Below are 18361 nucleotides of genomic sequence, written 5' to 3'. Positions count from 1 at the left end.
CTGTGTTGTGCATGGAGACTGTGGAAAGGCCCCTCTCAGAGCTAGGCCATTGCCCCTCGGCTCGGGCGCTTCCCTCTCGTGATATCTGGCGAGTCGCAGGCGCGGCAGCGGGACCCGGGATTCTGTCAGCGCTGTACGGCAGACTGTGACCCATGACAGAGGTGACCGCAGAGGCGGCTGGACAAGGGGTGTCCTACGCGTTGAACTACGAGTTGGATGGATCCTCGTATGCAGTGCGTGAGAACCTCGTAGACATTCTCCGACGTGAGCTCCTCGGGCCGATCCACGGCCCGGATGAGACGCTCCCATTCAGCCCTCGGTCGCAGTACCTCGTCGGACACATCGCGCCGGTCAAGCTGGTGGGTGGCTCGTCAGCCCCAACATCCGAGCCGGGCGCGGACCCCGCGGGCAGGAACGAGCTGGTTGAGATTCGTAGTGATGACGACGGCATGACCGAAGGCCGTGGAGTTCCGGTATTCGCTGCCGAAGACAACGATGCCGACGCCGAAGATGAGGAGGTGGAGGACAGCGCCCCGAAACAGGGTCTGATGCTTCCGGCATCCATGGGTCTGCGGTTCCAAGTGCCCGCCGACCTCGACGCGTTTCGAGTAGTGGCTTCGTGGGGTACCTACGAGACCGTGGAGACGGACAAGGTCACCAAGGCTGGCCGCCCCGTTCGTGAGTACCAGCGCACTCCGGTTGAGGAGAGCCGAGTGCTCCGCTTGGCTGACCTCACACCGGGTCAGACCGCGACCGTCGAATTGAGGGAGTCGATTGTCCTGCGGGTGGATCGCTACGACGATCCCAAGTTCAGCCGCGTGCTGGTGGAGATCGCCCTGTGCAACGACCGCGAGACGCCCATGCCGATCCCTTTGAGCATGTGGATGTTCCAGACCAAGCTGCTCGTGGATGCAGGTGGGGCTGAGGTGTTCCTGCCTGTGCAGGACGTGATGGAGCAGGAGTGGCCGGAGCACGACGATGAAGTCAAGCGACTCAATCTGCAGTACCGAAATCGCCTGGAGTTCGCCATCGGTCGTACCTGCTCGGCTGACTGGACGTTGAAGAACGGTTCCCGCCGAGCGAGCGCAGTCGAGACGACGTGGCTGCCGGTGGGGGAGACGCCGCAGACCATGGCTCGCGCGGTCGAGGATGCGACTCTGTCAATGGACGCACTATCAAGCATCACGGCTACCGACCTCCAGGCCGGGCTCGCCCCATTGGTCGATGGCTACGCCGCATGGCTGGATACTCAGGAAGCGGAGGCCGCCAAGCTGCCAGGCCACCTGCGGGAGACGGCAGAGGTGGCATTGTGGGAAGCGCGAGAAGCGCACGAGCGGCTCGTCGCTGGGCTGGACCACGTCACGACTGACGCCGAAGCACTGCGCTGCTTCCACTTCATGAACCGGGTGATGCGCGACCAGCGCATCGCGTCGCAGGTGGCTGCCGCCCGTGCTGCCGATGCGGCCCTCTCGATCGATGAGGCGCGGAGGATCGTCCATGCACGCGGTCCATTGGCTGCATCGTGGCGTCCGTTCCAGCTCGCCTTCATCCTGATGCAGCTCGGTGCGCTGACTGACCCCGCAGCCACGATTCGAAGTTCAGATCACTTGTCGAAGGTCGAGCTCTTGTTCTTCCCGACCGGTGGTGGCAAGACCGAGGCATATCTCGGGCTCGCCGCGTGTGCCTTCGCGATTCGCAGGCGCCAAGGCATCGTCGAGTCAGCCGATGGACCGCTCGATGGCCGAAATGGCGTCGCAGTCCTCATGCGATACACGCTCCGGCTGCTCACAGCGCAGCAGTTCCAGCGTGCCACGGCCATGGTTTGTGCAGCTGAGCTTGCTCGGCTCGAGGATGAGGCGACCTGGGGAGTTGAGCCGTTCCGTATCGGTCTGTGGGTCGGAACGGACGTGAGCCCCAAACGGTTCGAGGAGGCCGACGAACAACTCAAGAAGGCCAACGAGGGATTTGGACATCGTCTGACCGTCCTCCAGGTCCAGCGGTGCCCGTGGTGCGGGACCCCCATCACGGGTGCTCAGGTCAAGGCGGACGCGAACCGCCGCCGGGTCTTCGTGCACTGTGGCGATGAGCTGGCTCGGTGCCCGTTCTCCAAGGGAGGTGCGGTCCGCGAGGGTTTGCCGATCCTCACCGTGGACGAAGAGATCTACCGCCTCACACCGGCGTTCGTGATCGCAACGGTTGACAAATTCGCTCGGCTCGCGCGTGAGGGGGAGGCGGCTGCTCTCTTTGGGTTTGTCAGCAGGCGATGTGGCCGACACGGTTACGTTCACGCGGACTATGGGCCCTGCCAAGTCGGATCTCACCCCGTGAAGGATGGCTTGCCCGGCGCGACGGTCGCACCCGTCGGACGACTCCGACCGCCGGACCTCATCATCCAGGACGAGCTGCACCTCATCACGGGGGCGCTCGGAACCGCTGTCGGGCTGTTCGAGGTGGCCATCGAGACGCTTTCTTCCTGGGAGACGCCCGACGGCGCCCCCGTCAAGCCTCTGATCGTGGCGTCGACTGCAACCGTGCGCAACGCGCAGGAGCAGGTGCGAGGGCTCTATGGCCGACAGGTGGCAATCTTCCCTCCGCAAGTGCTGGACGTCGCCGACACCTTCTTCTCACAGGAAGTTCCCATTGACGACGCCAGCCCCGGTCGTCGGTACATCGGCGTCAGTGCACAAGGTGTACGAATGTCGAACGCCGAGATCCGTGTGTCCGAGGTTCTGTTGTCTGCTGGACAGCTGATGCTTGATCGGGCTGGTGCAGCCGCAGACCCCTACATGACACTGGTCGCCTATTTCAACGCCACCCGCGAGCTGGCCGGCATGGCTCGGTATGTCGCCGACGACGTCCAGACCCGCGTGAAGCGACCGCGGAGAGACTCGGGATTTCCGAGCCGCCGCGGTGCGACGTTTGGCCTCCTCAAGACAGGCGAGTTGACCTCGCGTATTGCCTCGTCAGAGATCGGCACGACGCTCGACCGTCTTGGACTGGAGTTCGACCCGGCCTACGACACCACCGACGCCGCTCGGCAGCGTGTCTCTGATGAGAAGGAAGGCAAGAAGTCCCCTCGGCGTGCCGAAGCCGACTCGCCTTTTGACGTCGTGCTCGCAACATCGATGTTGCAGGTGGGCGTCGACGTGCAACGGCTTGGTCTGATGCTCGTTGTGGGTCAGCCGAAAAACACCGCCGAGTACATCCAGGCATCCTCGCGAGTTGGTCGCGACCCTTCAGCCCGCCCCGGGCTGGTCGTGTCCCTTGGCAACTGGGCCCGTCCTCGGGACCTCGCGCACTTCGAGCAGTTCAGGCATTACCACGAGACGTTCTACGCGCAGGTCGAGGCGCTCTCGGTCACGCCGTACTCGCCGACCTCGCTTGCGCGGGGTATCGATGGGCTGCTGATCAGTGCCACCCGTGTTCTGCAGGCCTCTGTCAATGACGGGCTTTCGCCGGAGCGGGACGCATGGCGGATCAGGGAACAGCGTCCTGCCGTTGGGGCCATCGCAGAGAAGCTCAAGAAACGGATCGCCGCCGCCGCGCTCGACGACACAGCCACCAAGCGAGCCAACGACCTCCTGGTGAACCGAATCGACCGATGGACGGAAAGAGCGAAGCGGGCCGCAGGCAAGCACCAGACCTTGGTCTACGAACGGACTGGTGACAGTGGGAAGTATCTGCCGCTGATCATCAGTCCGGAAAACGCCAAGATGTCAGTCGGCGGATCGACGGAAGCCCCCTTCGTCATTGCGAACTCCATGCGAGAGGTCCAACCCGAGATCAACCTGCTCGTCAGTCCGCTGCCCGATCGACTCTTCGTCAGGACCCCTGACGGTGTCGCCGACTGGGCCCTTCCTGTTGGTGAGGAGAACTGATGACCGACCTGCTGCCTGAGCAAGGCGACAACATGGTGCATGTTGAGGACGAGGTGCTTGACCCCTTGGGCGATGCCGAAGATGGCGTGGCCAAGAACCGGGCGAAGGTCGGATCCGCGCGCCCCTCGTCGCTTCTGTACACGTACGGTCCCGGCGCGATCATGGATCTGCCGAACTTCTCGATCATGCCCGCTGGTCTCGACGACTGGGAAAAGATCTGGAAGCGACGAGAACACGTGCCGTCCATCCTCGAGCCCAGACTGCTCAAGGTCGTTCGGCTGCATCTGGGCAACCAGGTCGACTCGTTGCGGCCGTTCCCCTGGCAGCCCAAGCGTATGGGTATGTCGGGAGAAGGTTCAGACCTCGGCATCCCTGGGCGGGTGTTCCCTCAATGGTTCCGATGCACGGGTTGTGACTACCTCGGCCCGCTGCCCCGCTTCCAGTACATGAACACGCATCCCTTCCGGCCCGATCTTGCCCAGTTCACACACAAGAACTGCCCAGGGCGAAACGGTAACGCCAAGAAGTCCGGCAGCCCGGCCGTACCGGCTCCGCACCTCCTGACCTGCACCAATGGTCACCTGGATGAGTTCCCGTACACGTTGTGGGTCCACCGCGGCAAGAAGTGCCCCAAGGCAGAACTTCCCGACCTGAAGATGAAGGAGGCCAACGTCGGAAAGAGCATCGGTTCCATCGTCGCTTGCGCATCATGCGGCCAGACGCGAGGCATGGCAGAGGCACAAGGTTCGCTCGGTCGGGAGAAGATCCCGCAGACGTGCCGCGGTCGTCACCCGCACCTCAACGCCTTTGACAACGGCTGTGACGCACGGCCGGCGCTCATCATGATGGGAGCGTCCAACCTGTGGTTTTCCTCCACGCAGTCGATCATCGTCATGCCACGCACCGATGCCGAGGAGAAGCAAGCACTCGGTGACCAATTGCGAGTGGCTCTCGGTGTAGATCGGATCGCCAAGTATGCCGACGATCTGGACACGCTTCGGGACGTCGCAGATGGCAAGGTCGACCTGTCGGATGTGGACGACGCGACCCTTGAAGGTGCGGTCGCTGATGCTCTTGCACCCGTGGACTCGGAAGAAGAGCGCCAGGAGAAGCTCGCGGACTGGGACCCGGTCGATCTGTTGGTGCCGGAGTGGAGGTATCTCCAGAAGCCGTCACTGTTTCCCCAGCAGCAGAACTCAAGCGGTCTCATGGTGACGGAGATGCAGCGAGACGCCGACCTCCATCCACGGATCAGCCGGGTAGTTGCAGTCAACCAGATGAAGAAGGTCAATGCTGTCCTCGGTTTCACACGTCTGGACGAGATGGACCGCGTCAACGATCTCGTCAGTCGACTGGTCAAGCTCACCCGCAACGGCAAGCCGAGGTGGGTGCCCGCAACGGAAGACCGCGGCGAAGGGATCTTCCTCCAGCTCGACCTCAGCGCCGTCGCAGCCTGGGAGCGGTCGATCTTGTCGACGCACCTGTGGCAGGCACACCGTTCGGCTCACCGCCGTAATTTCGAGCGCCGTTTTTCGGAGACTGCCAAGAAGGTCGACCCCGACGTTCGGTTGCCAGCTCCGCGCTACTGGCTGCTTCACACGCTCTCGCACGCTCTCATCCGTGAAATGGCGATGTCCAGTGGGTATGGAGCGGCAAGCCTGACAGAGCGCATCTACGGCTGGACCAGCACCCCTCAGCGAGAGGCGGCCGCCGGTCTGCTGATCTGCACGACGGCGTCCGACAGTGAGGGAACCTTGGGAGGGCTGGTCGCTCTGTCTGAGCCGGATCGGCTTCGCGCGCTCGTCGTATCGGCCTTGCGGCGAGCCGGTCGGTGCTCGTCTGACCCGGTGTGTGCAACAAGGACTCCGAGTGATCCGGAGGACTTCCTCCATGGAGCTGCCTGCCACTGCTGCTCGTTCGCCTCGGAGACCTCATGTGAGAGGTCCAATCGCTATCTCGACAGGCGGTTCCTGCTCGATCTTCCGACGGCTTCCGGAGAAAGCGTTTCTGGGTTCTTTGGGGGAACGGATGGTGGCTGATCCGTTCGCGGCGCTCGGGGAGTTTCTGACAGCAAGTGAAGCCCACGCTCTGGCGGTGCACCTTGCTGCTGGTCAACACACGGTCAAGGCACTCGCCGTCGTCAATGCCGCCCGGCGCGGGGAGGTCAAGCGGCTGCTCGCACTCGCTGGTCTCAGCCACGAGGACAGAGAGCGAGCTGGAGCGGTACTCCATGCGATCGCGGGGGCGAAATCCCTGAAACACGACCTCACTCCGGTATGGACGATGCCCGGCAACGAGGCGAAGACCGGGCACTTGACTGGCGAGTTCCACAGGATCGTCCAAGCCGCCCGGCAGTCGGTGGTGTGTGCGACGTACAACTTCGAGGAGTCATCGCACATGTGGGGCGTGCTCAGGCAGGCATCCGAACAGCCTGGAGTCGTGGTCACTGTCTACGTGGACCGGCGGACGGCGGACTCGACGAAGGTCAAGGCTCAGCTGCCGAGGGCGACGGTCTACCGATCTGCAAAGTTGCAGGATGGAACGAGCGTCGTCAGTCACGCCAAGTTCACGGTCGTTGACCACGAACTGCTGTTGGTCACCAGTGCCAACTTTTCGGCCAGCGCCGAGACGCGCAACGTGGAGTTTGGCGTCCTGGTGCGTGATTCGGCACTCGCCCGGTCGGTGGAATCCACGATGGCGAGCAAGCAGGGGAGCCTGTACGAACTCGTTCATGGCGTGGGTTGAGACCGCTGAGCAGGGGGCGCTTCTACAGAACACCGCGACTCTCCCAGGCTCCGAACATCGTTCCGTCGACCCCGATCCATTCCCTTCGTCCATCGCACCACCGCCCGAGGCAGATCGCTCCTGCCGTCGAGGGCGACCCGAACACGACGTCACGGGTAAATACACCGACGCTGTCAACTGGGGAGATCGAGCTTTCGGCAAGCAGCCGCTCATGTTCTGCACGATACGACGCGTAGGCCTTAATCGTGCTGTCGGTTTTTCCGGTCCCATGCCACCTGGCAACGCACTTGGATCCGGCTAGGACGGTGAACTCACCACCGACTTGCTGGGTCTGGGCTTCCACACCCAGCCTGGGCTGTCGCAGGTGGAACACTGGCGAGACGAGCTCATCGCGGCGGGTGGGCAGGATGGCGTCAAGCTCTCTCGCGCGGATCGCATCGACACAAAGCACCGGGAGCACGATCTGCAGTTGCCCGACGAAGTAGTCCATGTCTTGAAGTCATCCGTTTCGCCGATGTAGCAGCGGGTACCGCCGCCCTCCTCGGGGCCGAGCAGAAGGTAGACGCATGTACCGGCGAGCTCGGTGCGTGCGACCAGGGTGCTCATCTGGGAGCGGGGCGCGCTCAGAACCTGCCCCGTCCAGTTCAGGATTTCCGCAGTCGTCAGCCCTCCGGGGGTCCCCTCCACCAGGAACAGTACGATGTGATCGCCCGCCATGAGTGCATTGTGACGCGGGGTCTGACACAAAGGTTGATTGGTCGTGATGCTGCGCCACCCCGGGTCGTGCATCCGTTGGATTGAAGCCCTTAATGGACAATGCTTCCCGCAACGTCGTAGAAATGTCAGAGCCATGATCCATGATCGAGTCATGGGCGCCGGAGCCCATCGACTGAGAGGCATGCATGAGAATCGTCGAAGAGCGGGATCGGTTGTTTGAGCCCGTCGCTCGGCCGCTGTCAGCAGTGTCGCTCTATCCCTGGCAGGAAGAAGCGCTGAATGAGTGGCGGCGGGCCGGCCACCGTGGAGTGGCGCAGGCTGTCACTGGGGCTGGCAAGACCCGAGTGGGTCTGGCCGCCATCGACCTGGCCTGTCGCCGTGGACGGCAGGCAGTGGTGCTCGTTCCATCGGTGGCTCTGGCGAAGCAGTGGATCGCCAACCTCCGATCTCACCTGCCACACCTCAAGGTGCGCAAAGACCTGACGTCCTTGGCTTCTTGGGATGTCACGGTCACGACAGTGCAATCGGCCATGAATCGGCCGGCTCTGACTGCTGTGGGTGGCTTGCTCGTCGCGGACGAGTGCCACCGCTACGGAGCCGGGACCTTCGCATTGGCTCTCAGCCCGGCATACACCTGGCGCCTGGGGCTCAGCGCCACCTTCCACCGCAATGATCTGGGCGATGAAGTACTTCGGGACTACTTTGCCGGCCTGTTCTTTGACTTGGGGTACCAACGAGCAACGGCCGATTCCCTCATATCTCCGTTCAAGGTCGCGTTTGCTTCTGTTCCGCTCAATACGAAGGAACGGACGAGGTACGTGGAGGTGGATGCCGAACTGAAGCATCTGCGTCAGGCCTTGGTGCAACGTTACGAGGTGGTGAGCGACCCGGTGGCCGAGTTCCTCAAGGGAGTCTCTGCTCTCGCAGAAGATCGAGATCCTCTGTCGGGTGGCGGGGTGGCCCGGCGATACATGGCGCGGTTCTCCGAGCGAAAGTCACTGCTCGCCGAGACCAGGATGAAGTACATGGCACTGGCGGGCGTCTCGCCGGCGGTGCGCGGGGCTGCAGGAACGATCGTCTTCACACACACCCAAAGGTCGGCCGAGGAAGCCGCAGAGATCCTCGTGTCCACCGGGTGTTCAGCGGCCGCCCTCCACGCCGAACACCCCAGCGATGAGCGTGAATCTCGTCTTGAGATGCTCAGGACTGGTGAAATCACCGCCCTCACAGCCCCGCGGGTGCTCGATGAAGGCATCGATGTTCCCGATGCCGATCTGGGCATCATCCTTGCCTCCAACCGCAGTCGTCGCCAGATGATCCAGCGGCTCGGTCGGGTGCTACGACGCCGCGACCAAAAGGTCGCCCGGTTCCTCATCCTGTATGCCGAAGGAACGGTTGAGGATCCGTTCGCGTCGGGCGGCATCCCTGACTTCTATGACGAGTGTCTGCCCTTCGCCGTCGCCGAGGGCCGCTTCGATCTTGGGGCGAATCAGCTCCCCGAACTGCTGCAGTTCCTGGGCGTCAGTGTGGACAGTGCCAGTGCGCGTGTGGGCAACGAGATCGTCGAGGCGAGTGGAGAACGTGATTCCACGCCCCCGGCGGACGAGGATGATCGGCTGGCGGAACCCGAGCCTCTCGTGGAGATGCAAGCAACCCGTGAGGTGGCCGACTTCTGCCGGTTCCTCCAAGCTCCACCGGCGATGCTTGCCCGCTGCACCGCTGATGTGGTGGAGGACTACCTGCGCACCCTGAGGCGATATCCGCTGTTGTCTGCTGTCGAAGAGGTGCACCTTGCGAAGGTCATCGAGGTGGGTCTCTTTGCCCGCCATCTCCTCGACACCACGGACTCTGCGCGTCCGGCGGGCGAGCTCCGTCAACTCGCAGGCGAGGGTGACCTGGCCTTCCAGTGGATGGTGGTGTCCAACCTTCGGCTGGTGGTGAGCATGACCAAGGGGTACTTGGGGCAGGGGCTCGACTTCGAAGACCTCATTCAGGCTGGCACCGAGGGACTCATCCGAGCTGTCCACAAGTTCGACTTCACTCGAGGTCTCAAGTTCTCCACGTACGCCATTTGGTGGATCAAGCAGTCCGTGACCCGGACTCTCGCGGACGAAGGAAGACTCGTCCGGCTCCCAGTCCACTTCGTCGAGAGGCTCCGTCCTGTGGATGCGCTCCGGCGGAGGAACAACCAGTCGTGGGATCAGTTCCTCGTAGCCCACCCCGAGGGGCTCCCTGACTTTGAGGTCAGCGGTCAGGACCTGAGGCGCATGGCGAGCCTGTCTCGGTCCTGGCTGAGTACGGAATGGTTGACTGACGAGGTGGCCGACTCGTGGGTGGCCTCCCCAGTGGGAGAGGTGGATGAGGTCTCGGAGATTGACGCCTGCGTCGACACCGTCGCGAATCGGGCTCAGGTGCACCAGTTCCTCGCCGAGCTGAACGAGATCTACCCCGCGGGTGTGTTCGTGCTGAAGGCCCGTTATGGTCTGGTGACAGGGCAGCCTGAGACCCTCGACACGATCGGCAGAATGCGTGGCCTCACCCGTGAACGCATTCGCCAGATCGAGAAGCAGGCGCTGGAGTTGCTGTCCATCACCGCGGCGTTTCCACGACGCCGGCCCGAGGGCACCGGACGGCGGCCAAGAGGCCGGATCGCATCCCTCTCGTCGGCACAGTGACCGCACGCGAGCAGTGGGCCACGGCCGAGCGCCGGCCGGGCTTGCTCACAGCCGCGTTCCAGACGCAGCTTGCCCTGAACAGGCAGGGCCCGGTGGCTCCACGACGTGCGATGCAGCCATCGGCGACGGACGCTGGGCCGGTGGTCGGCGCAGCGCCTCGGCGCGCCCTTCGCGAGCCCGACGGTGGCTAGCCCTCCGCGCTCCGTCGGCAATGTCGACGCTTCATGACACGATCGACCTAACACGCAGGGGAAGGAAGACAGAGCATGGCTGGAGGCTACGAGAAGGCCATCACGATCGAGTCGGCGATCAGGAGCATTGCCGAGCGGCGCTACCTGTTGCCCTCGATCCAGCGCAAGTTCACCTGGGACATGGATCAGGTGTGCCGTCTCTTCGACTCGATCATGCGGCACTACCCGATCAACAGTCTGATGCTCTGGAAGGTCGACTCGGCGGAGGTGCGCGCGGGATTTCGGTTTTACGAGTTCCTGACCAAGTACGCGGAACGCTACGCCGAGGACAACCCGGACTTCGACACCAAGGGACACGGTGAGTTCTACGCAGTCATTGACGGCCAGCAGCGCTTGACTTCCCTCTATATCGGGCTCAAGGGGCACCTACGCGGTGAAGAAGCACCGGTCGTGGTGGCCCAAGGCGTACGACCCCGCTGTCCCGCCGCCGAGGAAGCTCCATCTCAACCTTGCCGCCGGCCTCGACCCTGAGCGAAACGACGACCAGCTCATGTACGACTTTCAATTCCTCTCCGCCGACGGGCTGGCGAAGAAGTCTAATGACGACAAGAACCTCTGGTTTGAGGTTGGCGAGATCCTTCAGTTTCCGCCCGTGGAGACGGACGACGAGATCCCTCGGCCCTGGCCGGTGTGCTGTGTCTCGACCACGTCATGGAATACCTCGATAGGGCAGGCCACGGCAACAACCAGTTCGCCCGGAAGGCACTCCTCCGCCTCTACTTCGCCATCCGGCGCGAGGCAGCCCTGAACTACTTCGTCGAGGAGAGTCAAGACATCGGACGAGTCCTCGACATCTTCATCCGAACCAACGAGGGCGGAACGCCCCTTCGCTTCTCAGACCTGCTCATGTCGATCATGTCGGCCAACTGGGAAGATGCCCGTGCTCGGGTGGATGATCTGGTCAATCTCGTGCGCATCGAATTCGGCTTCAGCATTGATCGTGACCTCGTCATGAAGGCAACGGTCATGATTACCCAGGCAGACGTTCACTTCCAAGCGCGAAACTTCGACGCCGGCAATGTCGCGAAGATCAAGGACTCCTGGGACGACATCCGCGACGCAGTGGTCGCGACCTTCCGGCTGATCGCCTCGTTCGGGCTCAACGACGCGGCCCTCCGATCCAAGAACGCCATCCTGCCGGTCGCCTACTACCCGTTCCACAAGGGACGGGATACCTCCACCGGGGCCCGTGGTCGCTTCGGGGTGATCAACAAGCCAACCGCGCACCACGAGGATCGCACGAGGATCCGGATCTGGCTCATGATGTCGCTGCTCCGAGGCGTATTCGGAAGATCTGCGGACTCACTGCTCATCAGCCTGCGGAGAGTCATTCGCGACAACATCAACGATCCCGGCGGGTTCCCTCTCGACCAGATCGTCGCGGCATACCTCGGTAGCCCGCGCGACCTGACCTTCGACGATGCCTTCGTCGATCGGCTCCTCACCACGCAGAAGGATGACCCAAGCTGTTACTCGATCCTCGCCCTGCTTCAGCCAGAGGTCGACATCCAGCAGTCGCTCCATGCCGATCACCTTCACCCGGCAGCCGACTTCCGGGCCGATCGCCTGGAGAAGCGCGATTTCCTGCACGGTGCCCCCGAGCTGTGGGCCTTCTACGAGGATCGCTCGAACTGGAACGGTGTCGGCAACCTGTGGCTGCTCACGGAGAGCGAGAACACCTCGAAACAGGACCTGCCACTCGAGGCTTGGCTTGAGCCACGTATGGGCAAGACCACCCTCGACCCCCTCATCCCGCCAGGCGCGAGCCTCGACTTCGCCGACTTCAAGGACTTTGTCGAGGAGCGTCGAGCTCTTCTCAAGAGCAAGCTCCAAGCGCTGGTCGGCGCCACACTCGTCGCGGCAGGAGCGGCCGTGCCGGATGTGGGCGAGGACGACTGAGCGGAGCCGGTCACAGCCTCGAGTAGTACTCGCGGATCACAGATGCCATCAAGTGCCGTCGCTCGGCCAAGAACTCGGGGTAGTCAGCTGCGGTCACATGGTCGATGCCGTTCGGGACAGCGTTCTCGGCCAGGTTGGCTTCCAGGTCGGCCAAGCTGGTGATCTCGCCAAGCCGGAGCGTTCCCGTCTCGATCTGCCCCCGCACCAAGGCCATGTAGTCGGCTGGTGGAAGGTTGCTTATGGCGATGTTCACCCCCGTCTCGGTGAGGGCAAAGTTGGCGACCTGGTTGTAGTCCCCACGATCGGGGTAACCGTTCTTGATCAGGTAGTCCTTCGGAACGATGTGGTGGATGTCGCCGCTCTGTTGGTGCATCGCAGCGATCGTCACCGCCTTGGCAAGGAATCCGCGCGCCCCGGTGGCGACCTGGGCTGCCAAGAACGTCTGGAAGTAGGGGCTGACTGTGCTCGTCGTCTCGAGAGCTGCCGGCAGAGTCACCGCCCAAAATGCATCCGACAGATCGGAGTCCTCGATCTGGCTAAGGTACTCGGCTGCGCCCTGTTCGTTGATGCGCCGGATGTCCTGCTCCCATGTCGACTCGAAGCTCCCGGAATGCCGCCCGGTCAACATCGACATCACGAACCACCGCTTTACAATGCGCTTGCGCTCACCGTCGGTGAGATCGGGTTGGGCTCGGAGTCGCAAGTAGAGCGCGTAGGCGAAGTTCAGCGCGTTCTTCGAGTTCACCATGCCTGCAGAGATGAATCCCGCAGCCTTGATCGTCATGACGAAATTCTCGAAGTTGTATTTCTTCACGAGTTCCAGGAGTGATGTTTCCAGCCGGTCGTAGGCGAGGGGAATCAGCTCCTCGTCAACCTTGCGCGTCTCGGGGTCTCGTCCCGAGAGCTCGCTCACGATGCTCGAGGCCTTGCCGCGGTTGAAACCGACCAGCCCTGCGACGCGGATGATGTCGCTATAGGTGGGATCGTACAAGTCTTCCGAGTCGTCCTTCAACCACGTGATCGCCTGTAGATAGGGAGTGGCAGCGAACTCGCGATCGTTGTCGCGGATGTCGGCGAAGGCGTGAGGCGCGACCGCGAGGTGACAGAAGTAGTCGATGAGCTTGCGAATGTTTCGGCCGCGGTCGCCATAGGTGGCGATCTTGCTCATGGCGAAGTCCGCGCTGCTCAGGGGCACGCCCTTGGAGTTGATGCGAATGAAGATCTCAGAAACCGTCTCCACGTCCAGGTCGTCTGCCAGTGCGATGATCCCGATCTGAGCGTTCTTGATGCCTTCGAGGCGACCAAGGTTCGTCTCGAAGGTCACCTCGTCTGCGTCCGGATTCTTGGCCAGGTAGCCGCGTGCGAACGACAAGGGCGAGGTGGAGTTGAAGAACTGGCTGATGTCGGGAATCCACTGGGGGTTCTTCGCGATGAAAGGTGTCTGGGTTGCGAACTCCTCGGTCACGGGGTTGAACGCGATGTGGATGCGGATGGATTGATAGCGCTTGTTGATGACCGGGAGTCCGGCGACGGCGGCGCGAAGTGCGGTGATTCGCTGTTGCCCGTCGATGAGGATCTGCTGGTGGGCCGCAATTTGTCCGCCCTTGAGCTTTGCCCCGACCGACTGCCACGTGATCAGGTAGCCAACCGGATAGCCCTTGTAGAGGGAGTCCATCAGGTCTCTTACCTTCACGCTGTCCCAGACGAAGGGACGCTGCAGTTCAGGGATCGCTATCTTCTCACCCTTCACGTCGGCGAGGAGTTGCGTCACCGCTGATTGGGTCACGGAGTACTTGGCCATGAGGTCCCCTTTGCTCGTGAGCCAACGTAGTAGACCGTGGGTTCCATGGGGCTGCGACAGAACGGACGCACCCTGTGTCGGGCCTTGGCGCGGCGTCTCGCGATCGCTCCCGCGCAGCGCCCCTCGTCGCCAGTTCAGGACGTGAGGTCAAAGCTGCCCGTAGGCGCCTGGTCAGCGCCGCGAACGGTGCCCATTCCCCTTGAACACCAACCCAGCCAGCCAACTCGCCACTCCGACGATCACCGCACCCCACGCGGCCGACCCCCACGATCCGACGTGGAACCCGAGTCCCACCTGGCCGGCGACCCAGCCGGTGAGTTTGAGCATGGCCGCGTTGATGACGATGGCGAACAGCCCCAGGGTGAGGATCAGGAAGGGCAGCGAGATCACGGTCAGCACCGGCTTGATCAGCGCGTTCACGATGCCGAACACGACGGCCACCACGGCGACTGCTATCACCTGGTGCTGGGTGTCGCCGGTGAGCCAGATGCCTCCGACCAGCCAGACAGCGGCCAGCAGGGCGACGACGTTGATGAGGAAGCGCGCGAACATGGCTCCACGGTAGGCGCGTCACCGTACCGACCGGCAGTCGGACCGTCCCGGAACCTTCCCTGAGCCCTCGTCCCTGAGCGCACGTTCCTGAACGCCCGAGCCCAGTTCTGCCCAGATTCCCGAGCCACGGACCACGGCCCATCGGGCTACGGAAGAATCGAGCCATGACGATCAACGTTCTCTGCATCTTCCACGCCATCCCCGAGCACCGCGACGAACTCAAGCGCCGACTCGAGGTGATGGCCGCCGCCACCCAGCAGGAGGAGGGCTGCCTGCTGTACGCGCTGCAGGAGGGGGTCGATGACGAGAACGTGCTCGGCTTCGTCGAGAAGTGGGAGTCGGACGAGGCGCTGGCCCGTCACCTGCAGCAGCCCCACGTCGTTGACGGTGGCGACGAGCGCCGGGCGATGATGTCGCAGCCCGGCATCGTCGTCAAGACCCGTAACTCCGACCACGCTGCTTGGCCCGTCGGGCTCTGAGCCTAGGCTGGGGGACATGACTGAACAGGTGCGTGCCGAGTCCGATTCGATGGGGACGATCGAGGTCGCCGCCGACCGCTATTGGGGGGCCCAGACCCAACGAAGCATCGGCAACTTCCCGATCGGACGAGACACCTTCATCTGGGGGCGGACGATGATCCGCGCCCTGGGCGTGCTGAAGTTGGCGGCCGCTCAGGCCAACGCCGACCTCGGACAATTGCCCTTGAGCGGGGTCGAGATCGCCGCGCTGGAGCAGGCCGCCACCGAGGTGATGGACGGCGAGCTCGACGACCACTTCCCACTGGTGGTGTTCCAGACCGGCAGCGGCACCCAGTCGAACATGAACGCCAACGAGGTCATCTCGAACCGTGCGATCGAGATCCTCGGTGGAAACCTGGGCTCGAAGTCGCCCGTCCACCCCAACGACCACGTCAACCGTGGCCAGTCGAGCAATGACACCTTCCCCACCGCCATGCACATCGCGATCGTGCTCGAGTTGCACGACCGCCTCTACAACCAGGTGCAGGGCCTGCGCGAGGTGCTGGCGGCCAAGGCCGAGCAGTTCGCCGGAGTGGTCAAGGTGGGCCGCACCCACCTGCAGGACGCCACCCCCATCACCCTCGGTCAGGAGATCGGCGGCTGGGTGGCCCAACTCGACTTCGCGCTCGAACAGGTGCGCCACGCCGAGCAGGGTCTGGGCGACCTTGCCATCGGTGGCACCGCAGTCGGCACCGGCCTGAATGCCCACCCCGATTTCGGGACGACCACCGCGCGCCGCATCTCGGAGTTGACCGGCCATGAGTTCCGGCAGGCGTCCAACCTGTTCGCAGCGCTGTCCGCCCACGATGCCCTGGTCAACATCTCGGGTGCCCTGCGGGTGCTGGCCATGGCGGCCATGAAGATCGCCAACGACGTGCGCTGGTTGGCCTCCGGTCCCCGCAACGGCATCGGCGAGATCACGATCCCCGAGAACGAGCCGGGCAGTTCGATCATGCCGGGCAAGGTGAACCCGACCCAGTGCGAGGCGCTGACCATGGTGGCCACGCGGGTGTTCGGCAACGACGCGACCGTCGGGTTCGCCGGCAGCCAGGGGAACTTCCAGTTGAACGTCTACAAGCCGGTGATGGCCCACGCCGTGCTCGAGTCGATCAGGCTGCTGGGTGATTCCTGCCAGGCCTTCACCGACAACTGCGCGATCGGCATCGAGCCCAACCACGCGCGCATCGAGGCGAATCTCGCCAGCAACCTGATGCAGGTCACGGCCCTCAACCGGCACATCGGTTACGACAAGGCTGCGGCCATCGCCAAGAAGGCGCACAAGGAGGGCACCTCACTGCGCGAGGCGGCCCTCGCCTCGGGTCACGTCACCGGCGAGGAGTTCGACGCCTGGGTCGTCCCGATCGACATGACCCACCCCAGCTGAGACTCCCCACAGCGCGCACGAGACCCGGCGCCGGCGACCAGCCGGGCCGGGTCTCGCTCGTTGTCAGGCGGTGACCGTGATCGGGGTGGTGCCCCAGACCAGCTTCCAGTCGACCCGGTGGAACTGGGCCGGGTCGATCACCTGGTGGGCGGTGACCCAGTCGATGATCAGCTGCCGGATCTCGTTCTGGCGGTTGTAGACGACCTCGGCGGTGGTGACACCGGGGAAGTTGCCGCCACCGGACTGGCGGTAGTTGTTGATGGCGATGACGAAACGCTTCTCGTCGGCCACCGGGGTGCCGTCGTAGGCGAGGTTGCGGATCCGGTCGCCGGCTGGCACCGACAGGTCGATGTCATAGGTGAGGGCCGCGTCGAGCCCACCCATCACGTCGTAGTTGTAGTCGGGAGTCCCATTGGGGGCCGACGAGGTGACCGCATTGGTGACCTGGGCGGCGGGCAGCGGCCCGGCCGAGGACACCTGCTTGAAGTAGCTGGCCGACTTCTCGAGGTACGCCTTCACCTGCGCCCCCGTCATGGCGATCCCGAACAGGGTGTTGTCGTAGATGTAGAGCCCGGCGACGTCGCGGACGGTGACGTCCCCCGCGGGGATCACCGCGGTCCGCGAGAACGGGGCCGCGATCGACAGCACCGGGGTCGTCTCGTCGGCCGTGCCCACCAGTCCCGCCTTGACGGCCTGGGCCTGCACGTAGTTGATGAAGTCGACGGCCGCCGAGTCCTCCCAGCAGGCGGTGGCGCCCGTCATGTCGGCGAGGCTTCGTCCGATCACCGAGTTGACGTAGGCGAGCACCGTGCGGTGGGCGGGCTCGATGACGGCAGCCACCTCGGGGTCCTCGTCGACGGTGTTCGCGTTCAGCAGGGTCGCCGACGACGAGGTCACCTGCCACTTGCCCTTGACCATGGTCAGGTTGAGGTCCATCACGCTGACCCGCATGCCCCAGTAGAGGGGTTCCGAGAGCAGCACCTGGCGTCCGGTGGTCTGGTTGGTGACGAACCGCTGCGGCACCTCGAGGTGCGCGTGGCCCACCAGGATCGCGTCGATGCCTGGCACCTGCTCGGCGAGCAGGGTCGAGGCGTTCTCGGGCCAGGGGAGCGCGTCACCCCATGAGGACGAGGTGGTAGCGCCGGAATGGCACGAGACGATGACCACGTCGGCGCCGGCGCGCTTCACCTGCGGGATGAGCACCTTGGCCTGCTCGACGATGCCGTTGAACCACAGCTTGCCCTCGACATTGTTCTTGTCCCAGATCGAGACGCCGGGGGTGACCAGACCGACGAGGCCGACGGTGATCGGCTGCTGCCCCTTCAGTTTGATCGTCTTGAGCGTGTGGGTCGGGTAGGCCGGACGATCGGTGTTCTGCCCGTCGACCACCTGCAGGGCGTTGCCGCACAGGAGCGGGTGGTCGAGCTGGTCGGCGAAGGCCGCGAGCGTGTCGAGCCCGTAGTTGAACTCGTGGTTGCCCATGGCCGCGGCGTCGTAGCCGATGGCGTTCATGGCCAGCGCCATGGGGTGCTTCGACCCCTGGGTGATGGGGTCGATCTTGGCGTAGTAGTACGCCAGAGGGGTGCCTTGGATGGTGTCGCCAGCGTCGAGGGTGATGCAGGTGTCGGCTCCACGTTCGGCGCGCAGGTGCCTGATCAGGGTGGCGCACTTCGCGACCCCGATCTGGTTGCCCTTGCCGTCGGAGTAGGCGGCGTTCGAGAAGTAATTCCAGTTGTGCACGTTGCCGTGCAGATCGGTGGTGCCGAGCACCGTGAGCCGAACGTTCTTGCCGGCCGCTGCTCCGGCTGTGGGATCGGTCGGACGAGCCTGGGCCTCGGGTGACAGGGGGCCGGCGAACAGTCCGGCACCGCCGACGACGGCTCCGGCCAGCAACTGGCGACGCTTCAGGGTGGGGTTCATGGGTTCTCCAGGATTCCTCGG

General features: G+C 63.8%; 12 protein-coding genes. 8 read left to right on the top strand and 4 right to left on the bottom strand.

Translation table 11 applies throughout. The annotated features are described in order from the left end of the window. Nucleotides 1-152 precede the first annotated feature (152 nt). From drmA to drmC, 3 genes are read left to right on the top strand one after another with little or no spacing between them, the layout of a single operon-like run. Nucleotides 153-3878, top strand: coding sequence for a DISARM system helicase DrmA (drmA, locus tag QQZ11_RS04270; protein ID WP_284548877.1), 3726 nt, complete (start codon nucleotides 153-155; stop codon nucleotides 3876-3878). Continuing rightward, nucleotides 3878-5917 (top strand): DUF1998 domain-containing protein, encoded by a 2040-nt coding sequence (gene drmB, locus QQZ11_RS04265; RefSeq protein ID WP_284548876.1) that lies wholly within the window; start codon nucleotides 3878-3880, stop codon nucleotides 5915-5917. The genes drmA and drmB overlap by 1 nt, the downstream gene beginning before the upstream one ends. After that, a complete protein-coding gene (gene drmC / locus QQZ11_RS04260; RefSeq protein WP_284548874.1) occupies nucleotides 5907-6623 on the top strand; it encodes a DISARM system phospholipase D-like protein DrmC in 717 nt (238 codons plus the stop codon). The genes drmB and drmC overlap by 11 nt, the downstream gene beginning before the upstream one ends. Nucleotides 6624-6645: 22 nt before the next feature. Here the strand turns inward: drmC and QQZ11_RS04255 are convergent, their stop codons facing one another. Next, nucleotides 6646-7113 carry a DUF4357 domain-containing protein gene (locus QQZ11_RS04255; RefSeq protein WP_284548873.1) on the bottom strand — a complete coding sequence of 156 codons (468 nt, stop codon included), beginning with the start codon at nucleotides 7111-7113 and terminating at the stop codon, nucleotides 6646-6648. Between the two features lie 412 nt (nucleotides 7114-7525). Between QQZ11_RS04255 and QQZ11_RS04250 the strand changes: the two genes are divergently transcribed. The 3 genes from QQZ11_RS04250 (at nucleotide 7526) to QQZ11_RS04240 (ending at nucleotide 12165) form a co-directional block, all read left to right on the top strand. After that, on the top strand, nucleotides 7526-10015 hold the full coding sequence (locus tag QQZ11_RS04250) for a sigma-70 family RNA polymerase sigma factor (RefSeq protein WP_284548872.1): 2490 nt from the start codon (nucleotides 7526-7528) through the stop codon (nucleotides 10013-10015). Between the two features lie 266 nt (nucleotides 10016-10281). Further along, nucleotides 10282-10737 (top strand): DUF262 domain-containing protein, encoded by a 456-nt coding sequence (locus tag QQZ11_RS04245; RefSeq protein WP_284548871.1) that lies wholly within the window; start codon nucleotides 10282-10284, stop codon nucleotides 10735-10737. A gap of 180 nt (nucleotides 10738-10917) precedes the next feature. After that, nucleotides 10918-12165 (top strand): hypothetical protein, encoded by a 1248-nt coding sequence (locus QQZ11_RS04240; RefSeq protein ID WP_284548869.1) that lies wholly within the window; start codon nucleotides 10918-10920, stop codon nucleotides 12163-12165. 10 nt (nucleotides 12166-12175) lie between these two features. Here QQZ11_RS04240 and QQZ11_RS04235 read toward each other — a convergent pair whose 3' ends face one another. Continuing rightward, nucleotides 12176-13966, bottom strand: a complete 1791-nt coding sequence (locus QQZ11_RS04235) for a GmrSD restriction endonuclease domain-containing protein (RefSeq protein WP_284548867.1) — start codon at nucleotides 13964-13966, stop codon at nucleotides 12176-12178. 171 nt (nucleotides 13967-14137) lie between these two features. Further along, entirely contained in the window at nucleotides 14138-14518 is a 381-nt protein-coding gene (locus QQZ11_RS04230; protein WP_284548866.1) for a phage holin family protein, read from the bottom strand. Nucleotides 14519-14682: 164 nt separating this feature from the next. Here QQZ11_RS04230 and QQZ11_RS04225 point away from each other — a divergent pair, with 164 nt between their 5' ends. Together QQZ11_RS04225 and fumC are read left to right on the top strand one after the other, a co-directional pair. After that, nucleotides 14683-14997 (top strand): putative quinol monooxygenase, encoded by a 315-nt coding sequence (locus QQZ11_RS04225; protein ID WP_284548864.1) that lies wholly within the window; start codon nucleotides 14683-14685, stop codon nucleotides 14995-14997. 16 nt (nucleotides 14998-15013) lie between these two features. Next, nucleotides 15014-16420, top strand: a complete 1407-nt coding sequence (fumC, locus tag QQZ11_RS04220) for a class II fumarate hydratase (RefSeq protein ID WP_284548862.1) — start codon at nucleotides 15014-15016, stop codon at nucleotides 16418-16420. A gap of 63 nt (nucleotides 16421-16483) precedes the next feature. On the opposite strand, the gene QQZ11_RS04215 is transcribed toward fumC, so the two are convergent. Then, nucleotides 16484-18340, bottom strand: coding sequence for a bifunctional metallophosphatase/5'-nucleotidase (locus QQZ11_RS04215; RefSeq protein WP_284548861.1), 1857 nt, complete (start codon nucleotides 18338-18340; stop codon nucleotides 16484-16486). Between the last annotated feature and the right edge of the window lie 21 nt (nucleotides 18341-18361).

The sequence above is a fragment of the Aestuariimicrobium sp. T2.26MG-19.2B genome, from assembly GCF_950101875.1.
GTDB lineage: Bacteria > Actinomycetota > Actinomycetes > Propionibacteriales > Propionibacteriaceae > Aestuariimicrobium > Aestuariimicrobium kwangyangense.
The sequence above is the reverse complement of the archived record's forward strand: the minus strand, read 5'-3'. Positions and strand labels throughout refer to the sequence as shown.